The following is a 20361-nucleotide window of genomic DNA, read 5'->3' on the forward strand; positions in this document are numbered from 1 at the left end:
TCTGCGTTGGTCTGTCGTGGAAGTCCCGCCCGGGGCCACAGACCCGGGCCCCGGGCGGGACGGACGTGGCGACTCAGCTCACGGTGAGGTCGAAGCCGATGAACTCGGCCGCGTCCTCAGGACTCGCGAACAACATGGTCTTGTCGTCGAGGTGGACCATCCGCCCGTAGTGGGTCGAGCTGATCTCCTCGAAGGTGGAGCCGTCGAACTCGACGCCGAGGGCGTCGGTGAGCTCGTCGTAGTCGAACTCCAGGAGCCGGACGCCGTCGACGCGGATCATCGACGGGTACTCGGTGAGCTCGACGCCCTCCTTGTTCCCCATCACCTCCGCGACGACGCGGCCGATCGGGGTGTTCATCAGGGTGACGCCACACATGTTGGAGAACTCTGTGGCGGATCCGAACTGCATGGCGGTCACTGGTCAAGCTCCTTCGGGATGTCGAGCCCGAGGTCCTCGAGCAGGAATGAGAATTTCGACTTGGCGTTCTCGAGACTGGTCGCGAAGGTGACCGCCTTCTCGGCGGGCTGCGACCAGATCGGCTGGAGCGCACGGACCGCGGCAAGGCACCGCGGCACCCAGAGGCTCAGCCACTGACCGAAGAGCTCCTTGTTGGCCGCGCCGTGCACCTCGTCCTGGGTGAGCAGGCGGAAGAGCGCCCGCGTGTAGCCGAGGTCGCGGTCATAGTCGTGCTCGCCGGTGCCGACGATCGTGGGCGTGATGTAGTCGCCGTTGCGGGCCGAAATCTGCATCACGAGCTCGGTGCGGAAGAGCGAACCGACGAGCTGCTCGAAGACGATGTTCGTCGCGAACAGCAGCTGGGCCCAGTCGCCCTCGGCGGTGAGCTGCTCGACGACCTCGCGGGTGGGCTGCCACTCCGGCGCCTCCTGCCACACGGCACGATGCGCGGATCCGTCGAACTCGACGTCAGCCTCGGAGAGGTCGAGGTTGAACAGCGCGAGGTCCTGGGCGAAGCGCATCTTGTGCGCCGCGTTGACGGCCACGGCCGTGTTGATCATGTTGCTGGGGCCGGAACGCTGGACCGCGGTGAACACGTGCAGCGCCAGACCGTTCTCTGCGTGCATCCACGCACCGACGTTCCGCTCGATGAACTTCAGCCACGAGGTGTTCCAGTTGTCGTAGACGCCAGCACGCTTGGCGTTCTTGAGGCACAGCTCGACCTGGTGGACGACCGCAGAGTTGTTGCGGTAGATCGACTGCTCCCACTCCTCGTTCGGGTCGAGGAAGGCGTGCCAGTTCGATGACTTCGCCTTGGTCCACTCCTGGGGGTAGCCACCGGGGCCATCACCGAAGCCGTAGATCCAGCCCTGCGTCAGGTGGCGCTCGGGGTCCGGCTGCACGTCGACGGTGACGTCCTCGTACATCGTGGCCCGCAGCTTCGCCGGCTTGTAGTAGTTGTAGGTCCGGCTCTTCGAGCTGGGGAAGGTGAGCGCTCCCGCTTCCGAGTCCGTGAACTCGATCTTGGGAAAGCTGCGTTCCTTCTGGTCGGTGATGTCCGCCATGGGTGTCAACTCCTGCGTGGATGGGTTGGGATGGGTGCTGCTCAGTCCGCTGTGAGCGGGCTGGTGAACGAGTCGTGGAAGACCTGGTCTGCCGGAACTCCCTGCTGGTCCAGGAAGACCAGAGCGGCGTCCACCATGGGCGGCGGACCGCACAGGTAGACCTCGGCCTTCGCCAGGGCCTCCTCGTGACGGGCGACGACGTCGGTGACGTTGCCGGGCTCGGCCCGGAAGCCCAGGGAGGCCGGGTTCACGGGCATCGACTCGGAGAGACAGACCGTGAACTCGAAGTCCCGGAGCTTCTCTCCGAGAGTCGTGATCAGGTCGACGTAGAACACGTCGTCCGGTGTCCGGGCTCCGTAGTAGAACCGCACCGGGCGAGTACTGCCGGTCTCGTTCAGGTGCTTGAGCAGGGACAGGATCGGCGCCATTCCGGCTCCCCCGCCGATGCACACGACCGGAAGGACGTGCGCCTCCTTGAGGGTGAACGAGCCGTACGGTCCGGTGAGGTCCACCTGGTCACCGACGGCCAGGCCGTCGTCGAGGAGCGCGGCGAACCGGCCACCCGGGTACTTCTTGATCAGGAACTCGACCTCGCCCGGTGTCGACTGGGTGCTCGCCATGGAGAAGGAGCGGTGCTCGTCGGTGCCCGGGATCTTGATGTCGGCGTACTGCCCCGGCTTGAAGTCGTACGTCGCCGGCTCCACTGCCGTCAGCCGCAGGGACACGATGTCGCGCGTCATGGCCTCGATCGCGGTCACGCGGGTCTGCACGTCCTGGATCGGCACCCCGCCCAGCAGCTCGTCCTCGTCGAAGTTGAGCAGCTCGATCGTGCAGTCGCTGAAGGCGTGCGAGCGGCAGAGCAGCACGTAACCCTCGTCGACCTCGGCGTCGTTGCAGGCGAAGGTCGAGTAGCGCTCCATCTGGATCTCGCCATCCAGCACGTAGGACTTGCAGGCGGAACACTGCCCCTCACGGCAACCGTGCATGAGATGAATGCCCTGCCGGAAGGCCGCGTCGAGGATGTTCTCGTCCTCGCCGACCTCCATCTCGATGTCGACAGGGTCGAACCTGATCGTGTGCTTGTCCGACACGTGGCCCTCCTTCGTGAATGGGTGGTGGGACCCCGGTGGTGCCGCATCCCCCACGGAGCGGCACCACCGGGTCGAGTGATGTCAGGCGCTGGACTTGGTGCCGTTCGCCATGTAGTCGGCGATGTGCGCCACGCGCTCTTCGTCGGACATCTGGTTGAGGAGCACGTTCGGGCTCATGAACTGGTTGCCGCGGACGTCGTCCAGGGTCCACATCTTCTTGGGATCACTGAGGTCGAGGTGCGGCTGACCGATGAGGGTCTTGCCGTCGTCGCGCACGTAGCCGAGGTTCTGGACGATGTCGGCCAGGTCGGTGTCGTGGTGCAACGTCTCCCACTCGCGGAACCCGGTGAGCCGGCCCATGTTGGGCGTGGGCTTGCCGTCGTACTCGGCCCGGAAGGCCACCGCGTCGGTCCAGTAGCAGGTCTCCGAGCAGTACGTCCGCCACTGGTCGTCGACCTTCTCGGTGACCATGTCCTCACGGATGAGGGCCGGCACCATGCAGGTCCAGCAACGGTGGGGGTACTGGTAGCCCACGTCCTCGAACGCGATCGGCTTGTTGTTGCCCGGGTGGGCGAGCCGGCTGTACTCCTCCCACCACTTGCCGTACTTCGAGTACCAGCCCGGGTACTTGTCCTCGAACCACTCGAAATCCGTGTCGGTCATGGCGTCGATCCGCCAGTAGTTGACCGGCCATCCCGTCGCGAAGAACCGCGCCACTTCGTGCACGTAGCCCTTGTTGACGATCCGGTTCCACGCCTCCTCCACGAGGTCGTGGGGGATGGTGAGGCCGTACTTCTCAAGCGGGATGAGGTAGCTGCGGTAGTAGTCGTCGTAGATCCACCGACGCCACATCTCCGCGTAGCTCTCCCGGTCCTTGCGGCGGTCCTTCGTGCCGTACTCGATGAAGGTGCCGATGGCGGCATCCACCACGCAGTGGTTGTTCCACCACGCGTAGCGCATGTCGCGCTCGAGCAGCGGACGGTTGCGCTCGTCGGCCAGGGCCATCAGCAAGATGGAGTAGCCGTTGGAGATGTGGCGTGACTCGTCGGACTGGACCGAGTGGAAGACCGTCGGCAGCAGGTAGTCACCGTTGGCCGCCGCCTCGTCCGGCATCGCCACGAACAGGGTGTTCGTGAACGCCGTCTCGGCCACCACCGTGAGGTAGATGTTCGCCGCCGTGATGGCGTCCCCGGTGATGAAGCCTTCACCGAACTGGCGACCGATGGTGCCCGCGTAGTTGTTCGCGAACGCCTTCTCGGTCATGTCGAACCCGGCGGGGTCGATGTAGTTGTTCATGTAGAGCTTCTTGAGGTTCATCTGGATCGTCGAGTGACGGACCTCGTCGATCATCTGCACCGCAAGACCGTTGTGGATCTCGGGGTTCGGCACCGCGTCGATGGCCATCGGCATCGCACGGGCGGCCGAGATCTCCGGGAACGGGATGATCGACAGGAACAGCTTCTGCCACTCCAGCCAGCGCTGCTGGACCTGGCGGAACATGTTGCCCCGGATGGCGCCGTCCATGGCGCCGTAGACCCGGTTGTCCTTCTCCTCCTCCATCGGGAAGTAGGACCGCATGATCTGCTTCAGCGGGTCCTTCTTCGGCGCCTTCTCGAAGGTGTAGTCGGTACCGAAACGAGTGGCGGGGGTGGCGAAGGTCGGTTCCCAGGTCAGTTCACTGATCTTCGCGTGGGCTTTGGTGAGACTCTGGCGGCTCAATGCTGCCTCCTTGGTCGGGGCTGGTGAGGTCCCTGATCAAACTCGGCTCAGACCCGGCGGCCGGTCTCAATGTGAGACGTCGATCACATCGCGCGGATCTAATGTCGGACACGTGATGGAAACCCGCTCCTACATCCGCGTCTCCTGGCAGCGATCAAAGGAATCCCTGGTCGACACGGACCATCCGGACCCGACCTTCGTGGACGCGATCGACCGCGACTCCCTGCTCCTGCGGGCCGCACGCCCGGTGCTCTCATCGCTGGCGGCAGAGCTCGCCAACGAGCCGGTCTGCATGATCCTCACCGACAGCCACGGCGTCGTCCTGCTGCGCAGCGGCGGCGACAACTCGCTGATCGGGGCGCTCGACGCCGTCCGCCTGGCTCCCGGCTTCCGCTACAGCGAGTCCGAGGTCGGCACCAACGGCATCGGCACGGCTCTCGAGATCGGCGGGCCGATCCTGATCAACGGGCACGAGCACTACACCGGCAACCTGCGCCCGTTCTCGTGCGCCGGCGCCCTCGTCACGCACCCGGTCAGCGGGGCCTTGCTCGGCGTCATCGACATCACGACCAAGGCCGAGAACACCAACCCGCTCCTGCTCTCCTTCGCCAAGCTCGCCGCTCGGCGAGTCCAGGAACGGATCCTCGAAGAAGCCAACGAGCTCGACGCAGCGCTGCTCGGCGGCTACTACGCGGCCTGCAAGCACTCCGGCGGACCGGTGATCGCGGTCGGCCGGGAGCTGTTCATGATGAACTCGATCGCCCAGCAACACTTCGACGCCGGCGACCAGGCAGCGCTGCTGGACCAGACCAGGGAGACGATCGGTCGCCTCGATCCCGGCACGCTGCTCGCCGACCTGCCGAGCGGTGTGGTCGCACGCCTGAGCTACCAACCGACGTTCGTGGGCGAGGCGCTGGCCGGCGGAATCATCCGGGTCAAGCCGCAGGGCGCTGCGCACAGCCGCGAACCCCAGGGTCCGGCCCTGCCGGGACTCGCCGGCACGAGCGCTGCGTGGCGCCGGGTCAGCCACGAGGTCCGCACCGCTGTCGCGCGGGCGGAGTGGGTGCTGCTGCAGGGGGAGGAGGGCTCCGGGAAGCTGGCCCTCATCGTCGCGGCCCACGACTCCGCTGCCCGGGACCATCGCCTGGCCATCGCCGACGCGCGCGCTGACGATCTCGTCGAGCAGATGACGGCCGACCTCGAGGGTGGCGCCGACATCGTCATCCGGCACGCCCATCTGCTGTCCAGCGAGCAGTTGGACGACCTCGTCGAGCTGTTCCAGCGCGTCCAGGACAGCTCCGTGGCCCGAGACCCCTGGGTCGCGCTGACCACCTACCCGGACGACGGGAATCCCGAGGTCGGAGCACACCTGCTGCACTTCTTCCCGCGCACGGTGTCCGTGCCGCCCCTACGGCACCACGTCGAGGACCTCCCGGCCCTGGTGCGGTCGTTGCTCAATCGCGCCGGCGCCACTGACCTGGTCCTGTCGAAGCCGGCCCTGAGCCAGCTGATGCGCCTGCCGTGGCCGGGGAACGTGTCCCACCTGCGGCAGACGCTGCACGCGATCTGTCGCACCCGACGTTCCGGGAGCGTCGACCTGGCCGACCTGCCGGCGGAGTGTCGGGCGACGGCGCGTCGCAGCCTGACCCGCCTGGAGACCCTCGAGCGCGACGCAGTCATCGAGGCGCTCAAGGTCCACGACGGCGACAAGGCCGCCGCGTCGGAGTCGCTCGGCATGTCACGGGCGACGATCTACCGCCGTATCCGCGAGTACGGGATCGTCACCTGACCAGCCAGGGCGCCTGGCCCTGACCGGTCATGGCACGCGACTCAGGCCTGGTCGACCGCCAGCTCGCCGAGCTCGGACCAGTCGACGCCCGGAACGTCGAAGTTCACGATCCGCGGCGTCTCCACGAGGTACGGCGGCAGCGTCGTACGAGCGTCCTGGAAATGCTGCGAGCCGACGTGCCGACCGCCCGCTTCAGGATCGCGGAAGGCTTCGACCAGGACGTACTCGGTCGGGTCGTCCAGGCTGCGTGACCAGTCGAACCAGAGGCAGCCGTCCTCGGCGCGGGTCGCTTCGGTGAACTCACGGACGATGTCGGGCCAGCGGTCGGCAGCTGCGGGACGGACGCGGAACTTGGCGGTGATGAAGATCATTTCCCCAGCCAAGCACGCCGGTCGACCCTCGCTGATCTCGATCTGAGACGTGCGCTCCCCCAGGGACGGTGCCTCACCAGGCCACGGCAGGGTTGAGCAGGTTGTCGGGATCGAGCGCGGCCTTGATGGCTGTCTGCACGGAGCGCGACGTCGGGTCGAGCTCGCGCGCGAGCCACCCTCGCTTGAGCCGTCCGGTGCCGTGCTCACCCGTGATGGTCCCGCCGAGGTCCAGCGCCTTCTGGGTGATCGCGTCGAAGGCGGCCACGGCCACGGCCCTGCTCGCCGGATCGGTGTCGTCGAAGATCACGGTGGGGTGCAGGTTGCCGTCGCCAGCGTGACCGAAGACGCCGATCACGATGCCGAGCTGCTGCCCGATCTCCTCGATCGCACCGATCAGCTCGACGATCCGGGATCGGGGCACGGCGACGTCGTCCAGCAGCCAGTCACCGAGACGCTCGAGGGCAGGCAGGGCAAGTCGCCGGGCCTCCAGGAGGAGCGCCGCCTCGGTCGGGTCGGAGCTTCGCGCCACGTCGACGGCACCGCACTGTCGACAGATGTCCTCGACCAGGCTCAGCAGACCTGTCGCGTCCTGGTCGTCACTCTGGATCAGGAGGAGGGCAGCCACGTCCCGCCCGAGCCCCATGTGCGACATCTCGTCGACCGCCTGGACGGTCGTGCGGTCCAGGATCTCCATCAGCGACGGAGTCAAGCCGGCTCGGGTGACGCCCGCGACTGCGGCACCGGCGTGGCTGAGGCTGGCGAACGACGCCACGAGCGTCTGCGCCGCAGGCGGGCCCGGCACCAGCCGGACGGTGATCTCCGTGATCACTCCGAGCGTGCCCTCGGAGCCGACGAAGAGCCGGGTGAGGTCGTAGCCGGCGACACCCTTGACCGTACGACGTCCGGTGCGCATCACCCGGCCGTCGGCAAGGACGACCTCGAGCCCGATCACGAAGTCCCCGGTCACGCCGTACTTGACGCAACACATTCCGCCGGCATTGGTCGAGGCGTTGCCACCGATGGTGCACATCTCCACGCTGCCCGGATCGGGCGGGTAGAACAGGCCTGCGGCACTGACAGCGGCCCGCAGGGTCGCGGTGACCACCCCCGGCTGCACGACCGCGAGCCGGTCCTCCACGTCGATCTCGAGGATCTCGTTCATCCGGTGCAGCGACATCACGACGCAGCCCGGTGAAGCGTTCGCCGCACCGCTGAGACCGCTTCCTGCGCCCCGCGCGACCGTCGGTATCCCGAGCTCGTGCAGCACCTTCAGGGAGCGCGAGACCTCGTCGGTCGTCCGGGGCATCAGCACGGCGAGGGGGAGGCAGGAGTCGGTGAACCTCGACTGGTCCCTGGCATAGGAGGCGATCACGTCGGGGTCCGTCACCACGATCTCGGAGGGAAGGAGCTCCTCGAGGGTCCGGAGGCCGCCTTGCTCGCTCGGCGTCATCGCGTTCGTCCCCTGTGATCGGTCAGGCGGGAGTGGACTCCTGATCAATGATGCGCCACGGCGGGACGAAGCCCGCTCCGATCCGTTCGTCCCAGGCACGGAACGACGCGAGAACGCCGTCCGAGGTCTCTGCGTTGGTCTGGTTCTCCGGTCCGGACGCGATGGCGAGCAGGCCGTAGTAGAAGAGCGAGCGCACCTGGGCCTCTGGGCCCTCCTTGTGCTGTTCGAGCTCCCCCACAGCTGCGGGCAGGAATCGCTTCACCAGCCGCTGCGCTCCGAGCCCACCGCTGCGTGCGAGTCGGTGGGCACCGTCCACGATCGCCGCGCGTGCGGTCGCCGTCGCTCCATCGGTGTCCCCGGGTTCGAGATCGAGCTCCACGACGGGCGCATCCGCCAGGGCCCGCAGCAGCAGGCTGGCGATCGTCGCGCCGTGCTCGATCGTGTACGGCGGCGCCGGGGCGTCCGGTCCGAGGAGATGAACGGCCAGCCCGTCGAGGTACAACAGCTCCATGGCAGGCATGGCGTCGGGCGTGAGCTGGCTCAGGCCGGCGACAGCCTGACCCTGCCAGTCGGCGGTGGTGGTGTTCATGGCGCAACTCCGTTCTGAGGGTTCACGGCGCCGTACTCAGCGGACAGCCGTGCACGTGGTCGACGGGGACGACGTCGTTCCACTCGGCAAGACAGATGCGACACAACCGGAATCCCGGACCTCGCTCGATCGAACGGATCACCGGCTCGCCTCCTGCCAGCGCGTTCTGCGCGAACGTGAAGATGCTGAGCTCGTCCTCCGACATGTCCTCACGGGGCCGGTCGACCAGGGTGCGGATCCGGCTCAGCGCGTAGCTCATCCACGCCTCGCGGGTCACCGCCTCGCTGGTCACTCGTCGTCGGATTCGTCACCGTGCCGGTCGACGACCCACGAGCCGTTCGATGCGAGGTGGACGTTCCCGCCCCAGTCCTCCGAGTCCCAGTCGATCATGATCTTTCCCCGTTCAGTGGTGGCTGCGACGGTTGCTGTTCATCAGGACCGTCGGTGATTCACGAACCCCATTCGACCGCTGTTCCGGCTCACCGCGGGTCTCGATCTGAGACGCCCGGGATGGACCTCACGCGGCAGGCGCTGGTGCGCTCTCCGCCTGGCTCGGGGCCGGGAGAACGACCGCGAGGACGCCCGCGAGCCGTGCGGAAGCCAGGCCCAGCAGGACACCGCACAGGAGGGTGGCCGCGCACGAGAGGAACACCCACTCGATCGGTGTGGACAGGACCCCGCCGAACGCTCCGCTCCCCGCAGTCGCGGGATTGCCGAGGGCCTCGACGCTGTTGCCGACTCCGCCGCCGCCTTCCGCCCAGCCGTCCAGGCCGGTGGCGATCCACCAGAAGACGATCGTGGCGAACCCACCGAAGGTCCCGGGGATGAAGTACCAGTCACCGAGGCTGCCCGACGCGGTCACGACCAGCGCCAGCACTCCCGCCGTCGCAGCGATGCCCCAGAAGTCCGGCAGGTCGGCCACCGCCGGGGAGATCCACATGAGCAGGAGTCCGCTGAAGGCGCCGATCACCGAGGCGACGGCCACCTTCCCCGCGGCGGCCCGGTCCGCGCCGGCCGCGAAGAACATCGCCCAGGAGACGAACGCTGCCGGCGGAATCAGGTGGAAGTTGTGGGGGAGTGACAGGCCGATCCCCAGGTCGCCGTCACTGAACCAGTGGAAGCTGAAGTTGAGGGACACCTCCAGCCAGAGGAAGGCCAGCAGACCTACGGCGATGCTGAGCGGCAACAGGGACTTCAGTCGCTGTGTCATGTACGTGTCCTTTGTCGAGTGGCTGTTCCTTGCTGCGTCCATTCGAGTCAGGACGGGTAGTGTGACGTGTCTCACTTTGAGAACCGATGGAGCGCAACGGTGGCAACAGACTCAGCTGAGTGGGCCGTCGCGATCGAACGAGCCCGCGACCGCCTGCTCTCGGGTGCCGGGACGGCCCCCCAGCCGAACGGGCCGCGCGGCGAGATCCTGGCGTCGTGGCGACGCTCGTACGACGACGGCGCCAGTGCCGAGGGGATCAGTGCGCCGTACGACGCGAACCTCAACCTCGCCACGAAGCTCGTGCGAGCCGCCACCCCGGTGATCCAGCGGGTGCAGGAGGACATCATGGGCAGCCCGATCACGGTGATCCTCGCCGACAGCCGGGGCAAGGTCCTCCTGCGCCGATCGGGCGAACGCCAGCTGGAGTCCGCCCTCGACCGGGTCCTGCTGGCACCCGGCTTCAACTACTCGGAGAAGTACGTCGGGACCAACGGGATCGGGACCGCCCTCGAAGGGCGGACCACCTCGCTGGTGCACGGAGTCGAGCACTTCAACGAGGTGCTCCGCACGTACGCGTGCGTGGGTGTTCCGCTGCGCGACCCCAACACCCACCGCATTCTCGGCGTCCTGGACATCACCACCTGGTCGGAGCTGGCGAGCCCGGCGCTCACGGCACTGGTCCGCCAGGCCGGCAGCGTCATCGAGGAAGGCCTCCTCGAGCTCAGCGGCCACGGCGCGAAGGCACTCATGGAGGAGTACCTCCATGCGTCGCGCGGCCGCGGGTCACATGTCCTCGCCGTCAGTGCCGAAGCACTGCTCGCTGCCCCCGCCGTCACCTCGATGCTCGGCGACATGCGTCGCGACGACCTCTGGCCCCTCGCCCAGGATGCGTTGGCGTCGGCCGAGCGGAACAGTGTTCCGATCCTGCTCTCGAACGGCACGCAGACGTCCTTGCAGATGAGGGCGGTCTCGCGCGGGGGCCAGCTCGTGGGAGCGATCATCGAGGTCGTCCCGACCGAGGCGATCCAGTCCACGGCAGCGGCGACGCCCCGCCGGGCGGCCCCGGTCGCCGGCTTCGACGGCCTCAGCCCGGCCACCATGGGAGCTGCGGTGCTGGCGAGCCGTCATGCCGATGAGCGTCAGCCCGTGTGCCTGATCGGTGAGGGCGGCGTGGGCAAACAGATGACGGCTCGGGCAGTCGCGGCCCACCACTTCCCCGCCCGCAACCTGGTGGTGGTCGATGCGGCGGAGACCCCGCTCAGCGGGACCGAGCTCGTTGCCTCCGTGCTGGGCGACCTGCGCCACGGTTCGCCCGTCCTGGTGAAGCGCGCAGAGATGCTCGCCGACGGGGTCCTCACGGACCTGATGTCGGCCGTCGCCGGATCCGAGGACCCGCTACCGGGCTGGCTCGCGTTCAGCCTGCGGACGACCGCTGCCGACGGCCAGGACCAGGCGTCGTCCGAGCTGAGGGCTGCGGGGGTCCCCTTCGTCGCCGTACCGCCCCTGCGCACGCGCATCCAGGACCTCGAGAAGATCGTCCCGGCGATGGTCCGTCGCCACGCAGGGCGTCGACACGTCACCGCGACGCCAGCGCTGGTCGCGCGGTTCACCCGACAGACCTGGCCGGGGAACCTGACCGAGGTCGACGCCGTCGTCAAGCAGATGGTCGCCGACGCCCGGGGCGACACCCTGGACGAGACCGACCTGCCGCCCGAACGAGGCGGGGGACTCCGGCGACACCTGACCCCGATCGAGTGGTTGACCAGGGAAGCCATCGTCGATGCCCTCCGGGCCAACGGTGGCGCCAAGGACAAGGCGGCCGAGTCACTGGGAATGTCCCGGGCGTCGATCTACCGCAAGATCAAGAGCCTGGAGATCGACGTCGACGCGGTCTGACCGGCGTGGGATCAGCGGATGGTGACCTGGCGGTTGGCCAGGCCGTTGCGCGCCGAACGCTCCTCGGTGGTGAGGTCCGCGGTGTTGGCCAGGGCGGCGTCGAGCTTGGCCTTGAAGGTGGTCGCGGCTTCCTCGAGCGGCTCGGGGCCGGTGCCCACCGGCAGGTCCCAGACCGGGGCGAGCAGTCCGTGGGCACGGAACATCCCGACCAGGCGGGCGTCCGGGACGATCACGTCGTCACCGGAGACGTGCAGTCGGGCGAGGGCGTCGAGCAGCACGTCCTCGGGCTCGGGCATCACCCAGCGCAGGTGCTCCTTGGAGCCCATCGCGGTCCAGTAGGCGGCGGTGACCTCGGTGAGGCGCGCGGTCGGAGCGGCGGCGCCGTCGGCAGCCTCCAGCGCCTGGGCGAGCTCGGAACTGGCGTCCATGTCGGACACCCAGAACTCGAAGCCCTCGTGCACCTCGACCTTGAGGTCACCGTCCGCGACGAGGTCCTGGAGTCGCGGGGTGTCCAGGCCGGGGGCGCTGGTCAGGGGGATCATGCCGGCGCCCGGTTCGGCGGCGAGCGCGGCAACCAGGACGGCGCCGAGGTCGCGAGCCGGGTCACCGAAGGAGTGCTGGACCTGCAGGCCGAGCCACACCTCGCCGCTGTCGCGGACCAGCGCCGGGGCAGCGCCGGGGAGCAGGGAGCAGAGCTTGACCACGCGGTCGGCGTACTCACCCTGGAGAGGGAGTACGGCGGTCGCGGCCGGGACGAGCTCGCGCAGTGCCACGACGTCGCACTCCGACGGAAGGCCCTCGAACGGACGCTTGACGAACACGTCGGCACCGCCGGCGGCACCGTGGCAGGCCTTGTAGCGCTTGCCCGAGCCGCACGGGCAGGGCTGGCGCGGACCGACCTCGCCGGCGGGGGTCTCGGTCGCGGTCCCGGATGACTTGGTGCGGTTCTTCTTGGCCATGCGCCGAAACCTACTCGGCGACACCGAAGCGCGTGTCGAGGAGGTCCAGCATGAACCGCGGCTTGTCGCTGATCACGGCCTTGACCCCGAGGTCGAGGCAGAGCTGGAGGTCCTTCTCCTTGTTGACGGTCCACACGTGCACGTCGCGCCCGCTGCGCACGAGGCTGTCCTGCAGCTTCGGGTGCTGGCGCAGCATCTTGATGCCAGGACCCACGATCCAGTCCTTGCCGATGACCCGGCGCAGCATCGGCCACTGGTTCGGCTTGTCGAAGAGCTGCACGAGCTGGATGTCGGGAGCGAGGCGCTCGACGCGCTGCAGCGCGGTGAAGGAGAAGCTCATCACCCGGACCGGCGACCCCGGCTGGTCCCAGCCGAACTCGCGCAGCATCTCGACCAGCCGCTTCTCCACGAGACCGCCGAACCGGGTCGGGTGCTTGGTCTCGATCGCCATCTCGACCCGGCGGTCGTAGTCGGCCACGGTCTCGAGCAGCTTGCGGAGGGTGAGCACGCTGTGGAGTGACTCGTCGACCTCGGGAGCCTCGTCGTCGAGGTCGGCCCACGGGTTCTTCCAGGCGGCGAAGTCGAGCTCGGAGAGGTCGGCGAGGTCCATCGTCGAGACGAGGCCCTTCGTCGAGGCGGTACGACGGAGGTCGCGGTCGTGCACGCAGACGAGGTGCCCGTCGGCGGTCAGTCGGACGTCGCACTCCAGGCCGCCGGCACCCGTGTCGAGTGCCCGGAGATAGGCCGCGAGCGTGTGCTCGGCGAGCTCATGGCTGGCGCCGCGATGGGCAACCACCTGCGGCCGCAGGGGCGGGACGTCCGGCACGCGTCGATTGTGGCAGGCCGACGAGGGGCTTGGCAGCAACACTCAGGGATCGGTCCGGGGTGACTCCGGGTACGACCGGGGTCGGTCCCCGATGTGTCGACGCTCCGCGGCAGGCACCGTGGAGGCATGAGCAACTACGAGAGCTACCCCGCCCCCTCCCCCGGCACCCTGCCGCCCACCGTCGGCCGCCGGCTGACCCGTCGCTCGCACGACAAGATGGTGGCCGGTGTCTGCGGTGGCATCGCCGACCACTTCGGTGTCGACGCGACCGTCGTCCGCCTCCTCCTGGTCGCCGCGATCGTCTTCGGCTCCGGCCTCGGCATCGTCCTGTACGCCGCCGCGTGGTGGCTGATGCCGGAGGCGTAGGGCAGGCTGCTCCGGTGCCCACCCTCGTCGCTCGCCTCCGCGCCGCCGGGTGCGTGTTCGCCGAGGAGGAGGCCGATCTCCTGACAGAGGCAGCCGGTACGCCTGCCGAGCTCGAGGAGCTGGTCGCCCGCCGCGTAGCCGGCGTCCCCCTCGAGTACGTCGTCGGCTGGGTCGCGTTCGACGGCCTGCGGGTCGCGGTCGAACCGGGTGTGTTCGTGCCGCGCCAGCGGACGTCGTACCTCGTCGAGCTGGCGGCGGAGGCCCTGACCGGCATCGACGCGGCCACGGTGCTGGACCTGTGCTGCGGCAGCGGTGCCCTCGGGCTGGCCCTCGCCCACCGGCACCCGCGGACTGCGCTGCACGCGACCGACAACGACCCGGTCGCGGTCGCCTGCGCGGCCCGCAACCTCGAGGCCGTCGGCGGGATCGCCCACCTCGGCGACCTCGACGAGCCCCTGTCCCCCGCACTTCGCGGGCGGGTCGACGTGATCCTCGCCAATGTCCCCTACGTCCCGACCGCAGCGATCGCACTGATGCCGCCGGAGTCCCGCGACCACGAACCCCTCGGGACCGTCGACGGCGGGACGGACGGTCTCGACGTGTTGCGCCGGGTCGCGGCCCTCGCCCCCACCTGGCTCCGGCCAGGAGGCAGTGTCTTCTCCGAGGTGTCCGAGGCGCAGGCCGGCGACGCGGCCACGGCCTTCAGCAACGCAGGACTCGATGCGCAGGTCCGTCACGATCCCGAGCGCGACGCCACCGTCCTCAGCGGGAAGCTCCGCTGACCCCAGCCGACTACTGGATGGGGCTCGCGGCCCCCGACACCTTTTCGAGCAGTGCGTTGAGCCCGTCCTCGTCCGCCTTGCGGCCGGTCACCGAGATCTCCAGGGAAGCCTTGCCGGACGCACCAGCGACCCAGCGGAAGAAGTTGTAACGGAGCCGGTTCGCGCTGTCACGGAAGGTGAAGTAGGCGGTGTCCTCGGTCTGGTTCAGGACGTCGACGCCGACCAGGTCAGGTGAATTCACGAACGCGTCGACCTTGGCCGCGACCAACTGCGCAACGGTCTTCGTCGGACCGATCGCCTGGACGCGCAGGCTGTAACCGCCGACAGCGGGTTCACCATCGGGCCTCCAACGCACGTGGTCCTGCTTGTTGATCTCGGGCGACTCGAGCACACCGGCATCGCTGCTGCCCTTCACCCGGAAGGCCACCCAGCCGGCCGGCGCCGCGTAGTTCCACGCGACCTCGCCGGTCCGCACCACGTGGTTCTCGTAGTCGGCGAGCGCCTCGAGAGCCGGGTAGTCGATGTCCGCGGCAGGTTCACCGGTCGGCGACTCTGCATCATCCGAAGGCGGAGTTTCGCCTTGTCCGTTGGGGGATTCAGCGGTCGGGTTGCCGTCGAGGACGCGCGTGGCGCCGTACGCCGCACCGAAGGCGACGAGCAGCACCAGCAGGACCAGGGCGGCGAGGCGGGCAGCTCCGCCCCGCTTCTCGACACGACCATCGGGCTCTGCGCTCGCCGCTGCTCGACGACCTTCCTCGGGCGGCTCGGGCGGCTGGGCCGGCGTGTCCACCCGCGGCCACGCGGGGGTCGACACCACCGGGTGGCGTGCGACCTGCACGGTCACCGGCGACGGCGCTGCGGCCGACCGCTCCGCCTCCCGGAGCGCCGCGACGAAGGAGGGCACGTCGGGCCAGCGGTCATCAGGGTTGGGCGCCAGCGCGCGCATCAGCACGCCGTCGTACGACGACGGGACGGCGGCGATCGCGGACGGAGGTGGCGGCAGGGTCGGTGCCATCAGGGCGCCGAAGCCGCCCTCGCGCACGAGGCGTCCGGTGAGGAGGTGGTACCCGACGGCGCCGAGGGCGTGGACGTCGGCGCGCAGGTCGAGGCCGATGCCGACGGCCTGCTCGGGTGCCATGTACGCGGGCGTGCCGACGACCTGGGTCAGGCCGCTGGCGTGCAACATCGCCTTCGCCACACCGAGGTCGGCGACCAGCACCTTCTCGCCACCGTCGGGCGTGGAGCGCAGCAACAGGTTCTGCGGCTTGATGTCGCGGTGGATCACGCCGTGGCGGTGCAGCACGGAGACGCCGTCGCCGGCCTGGGCCAGCAGCTCCACGACCCGGGCGTGCGGCAACGTCTCGCCGGGCTGGACGAGGTCGGCCACCGAGCCGCGGTCGGCGTACGACATGACGAAGTACGGCGTGCCGTCGACCTCGCCGATGTCGTAGACGCGCACGACGTGGTCGGAGTCGGCGCGGCGCAGGATGCGCGCTTCCTCGAGGAACCGGTCGCAGACGTCCTCGCGGTGCGCCCAGTTGTCGGCGAGTGCCTTCACCGCGACCAGGGAGTCGAGCTCGTCGTCCTGGTAGAGCCAGACGGTCGCGAAGCCGCCCGCCCCGATCCGATCGATCCGGCGGAGTCTCCCGAGACGCTCCGGCAACGACACGCTGCGTATTGTGCCTCACGGGCAGGCAGGGAAACGTGACGACTCGGAGGCGTGCGTGGTGGAGGACCAGACCGATCGGGCCGACCAGGCCGATCTCGACGAGCTGGCCCTGCGTGCCGCCGCCGGTGACCGTGCCGCGATCGAGGACCTGCTCGCCGCGATCCAGCCGCGAGTACGCCGCATCTGCGGGCGGATGCTGCTGCACCCGCAGGACGCCGAGGAGGCGACCCAGGACGCGCTGCTCCTCGTCGCGACGAAGATCCACACGTTCGGCGGGCGCAGCAGGTTCACCACGTGGCTGCATGCGGTCGCGTCCAACAGCGCCCGGTCGACGTACCGCTCACTGAAGCGGCGGGCCGCCGAGCACGCCGTCGACGAGCTCCCCGTGTACGCCGACCCGCGCACCACGAGCGTGATCGCCGGCAGTCGTCTCGACCTGCTCGACGCGCTCGAGGTCCTGGCCGCCAGCTCCCCGGACCAGGCGGAAGCGCTGGTGCTGCGCGACGTGCAGGAGCTCGACTACAACGAGATCGCGCGGTTGCTCGACACCCCGCTCGGCACGATCAAGGCCCGGATCCACCACGCCCGGCAGGCGATCCGTCCGCTGCTGCGCGTGCAGGACTAGTGCAGAACGAGCTCGATCCGCAGACAACGGACTGCTGATGATTACGTCGAATCACTACCATCCATCCGGGATTGTCAAGACTCCTGACGCGTCATGCTGGTGTCATGACCACTGCTCCAGTCGACGAAGCCGACTCACCTGTCGGGCTCGCACTGGAGGGGACCCTTCATTCCGAGGTCCACGCACGCCTCCACGAGATCCTCGGCGACATCGACCCACAGCGTCTTGAACTGGCAGCCGACGCCCTCGTCGCGCTGTTCACCGGGTGGCACGGTGCGGCGTCCCAGCTGGCTGGCGACGAGCTCCTGGACGCCGTGCGCCACTACCGCGACGACGAATGGCTCGCCGCGTGCCCGCTGAGCCAGGTCGGCGACGGCGACCTGGCCACCCGGCTACGGGTGGTACGCCGGTTGATCCGCGACCAGGTCGACGCCTGCTTCGGCACGTCGCCGTCCGAGCGGTTGCTGCACGCGACCTTCGTGCGGGGCTACTTCGACGCGGCCGGCCACCAGCTGGCCCACCGCGACCTGCACATGAGCCGCTCGACGTACTACCGGATGTTGCGGCGCGGCCGCGCCCGCCTGCTCGCCGTCACTGGTCCGGCGCTCTGAGCGACACCGTCTGCGTCTGGTCCGCGAACCGGCAGCCCGTCGGTTGCTCCTCGCGCACGTCGACGTCGTAGGTCGTCCCTGCCGTCAGGGCGCTCGGAGACGCGTGCGGATAGGACCCGCCGGCCCCCTTGAAGGTGCGGCCGTTGCCGACCGGCTCGAGAGGAATGGTGAACGTCCAGTAGGGCCCGATGTCCTGGTTTCCGGGGCGATCCGCCTTGCGGACCCGCACGGTGCACACCAACCCGGTGGTGTCAGCGTCCGTGTCCCGCACGGTGAGTGACACCTCGACCTTGAGCGGGTCGGTCGCGCTTCGCGGATCGGGCGTCATCGTGAATCCGGCAATACCGGGAACGTAGGGCAGGCCGCTGGCGGCGGCAGCGGACTCCTGGGCACTGGCCTTCGCAGCCGTGGCCACGGTGCCAATGAGCAGGTGCGCCACCGCCGCGCACGGGTCGGCTGCTGCGGCGATCACCGGGGCGTTCAGCTGGTCCCCTGCCACCTCCAGCGCGTCGTCGAACCCGGCCGGCGCCTTCACGGTGTCGCACGGGACGCCGAACTGCTTCATCGCGATGACCGCGAGCTTGTCCAGCTCGCCGGCGGCGATCGCCTCGAGCTCCTCACCCGACGGCAGCGACGGCGGGAGTCCCACCGAGGCCAGCACGGCCGTGATCGCGGCGTTCGTGGCGTAGCCGGTGACCGTCGTACAGTCCTTCGCTGCCTCGCCTTCACCGGCAGCACCCAACACGGCACAGACCGGGTTCAGCTGGGTCAGCACGTCGACCACTGTGCTGATCACGGAGTTGTACGCGTGGGAGACCAGGGAGTAGAGCTCGACCACCACGCCGACCACGACACCTGCCGCGTCGCGGATGAACCTGCCGACCTTGCAGTACCACTCATCGCAGGCCTTGGGAGGCGGGAATGCCCCGGGGCAGTAGCTCCCCGGGACCTGGTAGAGGCGACTCATGCCGTAGGCAAGCAAGGCCTCGTGCGACAGGTTCGCGGTGCTGGGGAACGGCAACCCGCCCGGCCCCCACGGCACCTTCACGTCCAGGCAGCCGGCGTACTTGGGGTTCGGCGCCCGGCCCACGTCCACCTTGACGCTGTTGACGTTGAAGTCCACACCGCCCGTGGCCGACTGGTGGTGCGGCAAGGTCAGGAAGACGCTCGGCGCTGCTGCTGCCGGCCCCTCGACGGCGACGACCCGGACGTGGACGGTGCTGCCTTCCACCGGCAGCTCGACCGGCGGTGCGACGACATCGAGGTCACTCACCGGAACGATCGACGCGAAGTCAGGCTTGTCGCTGAGCGGCCCGCCGAGCGAGAGCGGCTTCAGCGCGAGCGCCGTGCCGCCCGTCCCCTTGCCGGAGCCAGCGGCTGGCTTGTCGGCGCGCGGCAGGTCAGCGGTGTTGATCGTGAACGTGCCCGACACCCCGCCGTCGGCGCCATCGCCGGACACCTCGGACACCCCGGACGCCAGCAGGCCGGGTGGGTTGAGACTCAGGTTGCCGGATCCCGAGACCGAGCTGAGAACCTGCCAGCGGACCCGGGTGGTGGCCTTCGACGCGCCGGTCCAGGTGAAGTCGAGGCTCTTGTCCTCGGACGCCAGCTGGATGCCGTTGGTCGGCCCGTCAGGGCCCTTGACGGACAGGGAAAGGGCAGACGGCTCGCCGATCACCGAAGCGATGGTCCTGTCGCTGTCGAGGACCAGCTCACCGGAGGCGACCGTGAGGGCACTGGCCTCCGTGATCCGGATGACCTGCAGCTGGAGCCGGTTGCCCGCCAGTGCCGGCAGCAGGTGCGCGATCGACGTCCGCTCTCCGACGGCGATCAGCTCGTCCTGCGAGGCGGGCAGGCGTTGCCAGGTCTGGCCGTCGACCGACAGGAGCAGGAACACCGAGCCGGTCGTGCCCGGCGGCAGGATGAGCTCGCCGTCCACGATCGACGCATCGCCAGTCCAACCGGACGACGCAGCACAGGACTCGGGCACGACGACCGAGACCTGGTTCGAGTCGAGTCCCCCCGATCGCGCGAAGAACACGTGGGTGCCGGGCGCAAGGTCGATCCCTGCGGTCCAGCCGTTGGCCTTGGGCTTGCCGAACTGGACCCAGCCGGCACTCGTCCCACCGGCCCGGTAGAAGGTCACCTCGCCCTTGGCTCCGCTCGTCTCCAGGACCACGGCACAGGGCCCGCCCGCATCGTCCAGCGATGCCGTGAGCTCGAAGTCGCCTGCGGCGGCGCCCGGTGTGATCACCGGACTGTTGCCGGTCAGCAGGCCGACGCCGGCGTCGGGCGGGATGGTCGCGAACACGTGCGTGCCGATCGGGATCGGCTGGCCCGCCCGGACGACCTTGCGGTCGACCAGCAGGTTCGTCGCAGGTACGCCGATCCGCGTGGCGACGTCGTCGAGTGTCTCGTCCGGCAGCGTCGGCACCTCCACCGGCACGTCGTCCTTGCCGGGAGCCACGCCGACGAGCACCTGCACCGGCGCCGTCTGCGACACCTTGCCGTCCTTGTCGGTCACGGCGGCGTGAACGGTGTGCCGGCCCACGCTCAGTGCGGGCAGCACGAGGGGGATCTGGCCCGAACCGCCGGGAGCCACGGTGTCGATGACCCGCGCGCCGTCGTACAACGTGACGGCTGCGATGCCCGCGTTGCTGAAGCCCTCGGCCGAGAACCGGAAGGTCGAGCCGACCATGCCCTGACCGGCACCGTCCAGGGAGAGCGTGCTCGCGAACGGCATGCTCGCGTACTTCGCTGCACTGGGTTCGGCTGCCCCGTCGTCCTTCACGTCCTGATGGCGCAGGTACAGCACCGTCACACCGGTCACCAGCAGGGACCAGGCGACGACATGGGCAAGCCAGATCCCGACCCGACGAGTCATGTC

General features: G+C 69.0%; 19 protein-coding genes. 6 read left to right on the forward strand and 13 right to left on the reverse strand.

Features of this window, described 5'->3' with window-relative positions:
• Positions 1-73 precede the first annotated feature (73 nt).
• From mimD to ASD84_RS10600, 4 genes are all read right to left on the reverse strand, one after another.
• On the reverse strand, positions 74-409 hold the full coding sequence (gene mimD, locus ASD84_RS10585; protein WP_235531093.1) for a propane 2-monooxygenase effector subunit MimD: 336 nt from the start codon (positions 407-409) through the stop codon (positions 74-76).
• A 5-nt stretch (positions 410-414) separates the two neighbouring features.
• The gene (locus ASD84_RS10590) at positions 415-1521 is read right to left on the reverse strand and encodes an aromatic/alkene monooxygenase hydroxylase subunit beta (RefSeq protein WP_056709818.1); all 1107 of its coding nucleotides are present in this window, start codon (positions 1519-1521) and stop codon (positions 415-417) included.
• 41 nt (positions 1522-1562) lie between these two features.
• Positions 1563-2612, reverse strand: a complete 1050-nt coding sequence (locus ASD84_RS10595; protein WP_056709821.1) for an FAD-binding oxidoreductase — start codon at positions 2610-2612, stop codon at positions 1563-1565.
• Positions 2613-2693: 81 nt separating this feature from the next.
• Positions 2694-4331, reverse strand: a complete 1638-nt coding sequence (locus tag ASD84_RS10600; protein WP_056709823.1) for a methane monooxygenase — start codon at positions 4329-4331, stop codon at positions 2694-2696.
• 115 nt (positions 4332-4446) lie between these two features.
• Between ASD84_RS10600 and ASD84_RS10605 the strand changes: the two genes are divergently transcribed.
• A complete protein-coding gene (locus tag ASD84_RS10605; protein ID WP_082573280.1) occupies positions 4447-6120 on the forward strand; it encodes a sigma-54-dependent Fis family transcriptional regulator in 1674 nt (557 codons plus the stop codon).
• Positions 6121-6161: 41 nt separating this feature from the next.
• Here the strand turns inward: ASD84_RS10605 and ASD84_RS10610 are convergent, their stop codons facing one another.
• From ASD84_RS10610 to ASD84_RS10630, 5 genes are all read right to left on the reverse strand, one after another.
• Entirely contained in the window at positions 6162-6491 is a 330-nt protein-coding gene (locus ASD84_RS10610; protein ID WP_056709825.1) for a putative quinol monooxygenase, read from the reverse strand.
• Positions 6492-6564: 73 nt separating this feature from the next.
• Entirely contained in the window at positions 6565-7941 is a 1377-nt protein-coding gene (locus tag ASD84_RS10615) for an FAD-binding oxidoreductase (protein WP_056709827.1), read from the reverse strand.
• Between the two features lie 22 nt (positions 7942-7963).
• The gene (locus ASD84_RS10620) at positions 7964-8530 is read right to left on the reverse strand and encodes a hypothetical protein (RefSeq protein ID WP_056709829.1); all 567 of its coding nucleotides are present in this window, start codon (positions 8528-8530) and stop codon (positions 7964-7966) included.
• A gap of 22 nt (positions 8531-8552) precedes the next feature.
• The gene (locus ASD84_RS10625) at positions 8553-8822 is read right to left on the reverse strand and encodes a hypothetical protein (RefSeq protein WP_056709832.1); all 270 of its coding nucleotides are present in this window, start codon (positions 8820-8822) and stop codon (positions 8553-8555) included.
• A 225-nt stretch (positions 8823-9047) separates the two neighbouring features.
• Positions 9048-9740 carry a DUF1097 family protein gene (locus tag ASD84_RS10630; protein ID WP_056709834.1) on the reverse strand — a complete coding sequence of 231 codons (693 nt, stop codon included), beginning with the start codon at positions 9738-9740 and terminating at the stop codon, positions 9048-9050.
• A gap of 99 nt (positions 9741-9839) precedes the next feature.
• Here ASD84_RS10630 and ASD84_RS10635 point away from each other — a divergent pair, with 99 nt between their 5' ends.
• Positions 9840-11636 (forward strand): sigma-54-dependent Fis family transcriptional regulator, encoded by a 1797-nt coding sequence (locus ASD84_RS10635; protein WP_056709837.1) that lies wholly within the window; start codon positions 9840-9842, stop codon positions 11634-11636.
• An 11-nt stretch (positions 11637-11647) separates the two neighbouring features.
• Here ASD84_RS10635 and ASD84_RS10640 read toward each other — a convergent pair whose 3' ends face one another.
• Both ASD84_RS10640 and ASD84_RS10645 read right to left on the reverse strand, forming a co-directional pair.
• Entirely contained in the window at positions 11648-12595 is a 948-nt protein-coding gene (locus tag ASD84_RS10640) for a DUF5926 family protein (RefSeq protein ID WP_056709839.1), read from the reverse strand.
• Between the two features lie 10 nt (positions 12596-12605).
• Positions 12606-13421, reverse strand: coding sequence for a glycerophosphodiester phosphodiesterase family protein (locus ASD84_RS10645; protein ID WP_056709841.1), 816 nt, complete (start codon positions 13419-13421; stop codon positions 12606-12608).
• A gap of 126 nt (positions 13422-13547) precedes the next feature.
• Here ASD84_RS10645 and ASD84_RS10650 point away from each other — a divergent pair, with 126 nt between their 5' ends.
• The gene (locus ASD84_RS10650; RefSeq protein WP_056709843.1) at positions 13548-13787 is read left to right on the forward strand and encodes a PspC domain-containing protein; all 240 of its coding nucleotides are present in this window, start codon (positions 13548-13550) and stop codon (positions 13785-13787) included.
• A gap of 14 nt (positions 13788-13801) precedes the next feature.
• On the forward strand, positions 13802-14569 hold the full coding sequence (locus ASD84_RS10655; protein WP_056709845.1) for a putative protein N(5)-glutamine methyltransferase: 768 nt from the start codon (positions 13802-13804) through the stop codon (positions 14567-14569).
• Between the two features lie 10 nt (positions 14570-14579).
• Here ASD84_RS10655 and ASD84_RS10660 read toward each other — a convergent pair whose 3' ends face one another.
• Positions 14580-16238 carry a serine/threonine-protein kinase gene (locus ASD84_RS10660; RefSeq protein WP_056709847.1) on the reverse strand — a complete coding sequence of 553 codons (1659 nt, stop codon included), beginning with the start codon at positions 16236-16238 and terminating at the stop codon, positions 14580-14582.
• 58 nt (positions 16239-16296) lie between these two features.
• Between ASD84_RS10660 and ASD84_RS10665 the strand changes: the two genes are divergently transcribed.
• Together ASD84_RS10665 and ASD84_RS10670 are read left to right on the forward strand one after the other, a co-directional pair.
• The gene (locus tag ASD84_RS10665) at positions 16297-16863 is read left to right on the forward strand and encodes an RNA polymerase sigma factor (RefSeq protein WP_056709850.1); all 567 of its coding nucleotides are present in this window, start codon (positions 16297-16299) and stop codon (positions 16861-16863) included.
• A gap of 104 nt (positions 16864-16967) precedes the next feature.
• A complete protein-coding gene (locus ASD84_RS10670; protein ID WP_056709852.1) occupies positions 16968-17474 on the forward strand; it encodes a hypothetical protein in 507 nt (168 codons plus the stop codon).
• Here the strand turns inward: ASD84_RS10670 and ASD84_RS10675 are convergent.
• The gene (locus tag ASD84_RS10675; protein WP_056709855.1) at positions 17455-20358 is read right to left on the reverse strand and encodes a hypothetical protein; all 2904 of its coding nucleotides are present in this window, start codon (positions 20356-20358) and stop codon (positions 17455-17457) included. The two genes, ASD84_RS10670 and ASD84_RS10675, sit on opposite strands and share 20 nt — an antisense overlap.
• Positions 20359-20361: the final 3 nt, after the last annotated feature.

The organism is Nocardioides sp. Root682 (genome assembly GCF_001427795.1).
Lineage (GTDB): Bacteria > Actinomycetota > Actinomycetes > Propionibacteriales > Nocardioidaceae > Nocardioides.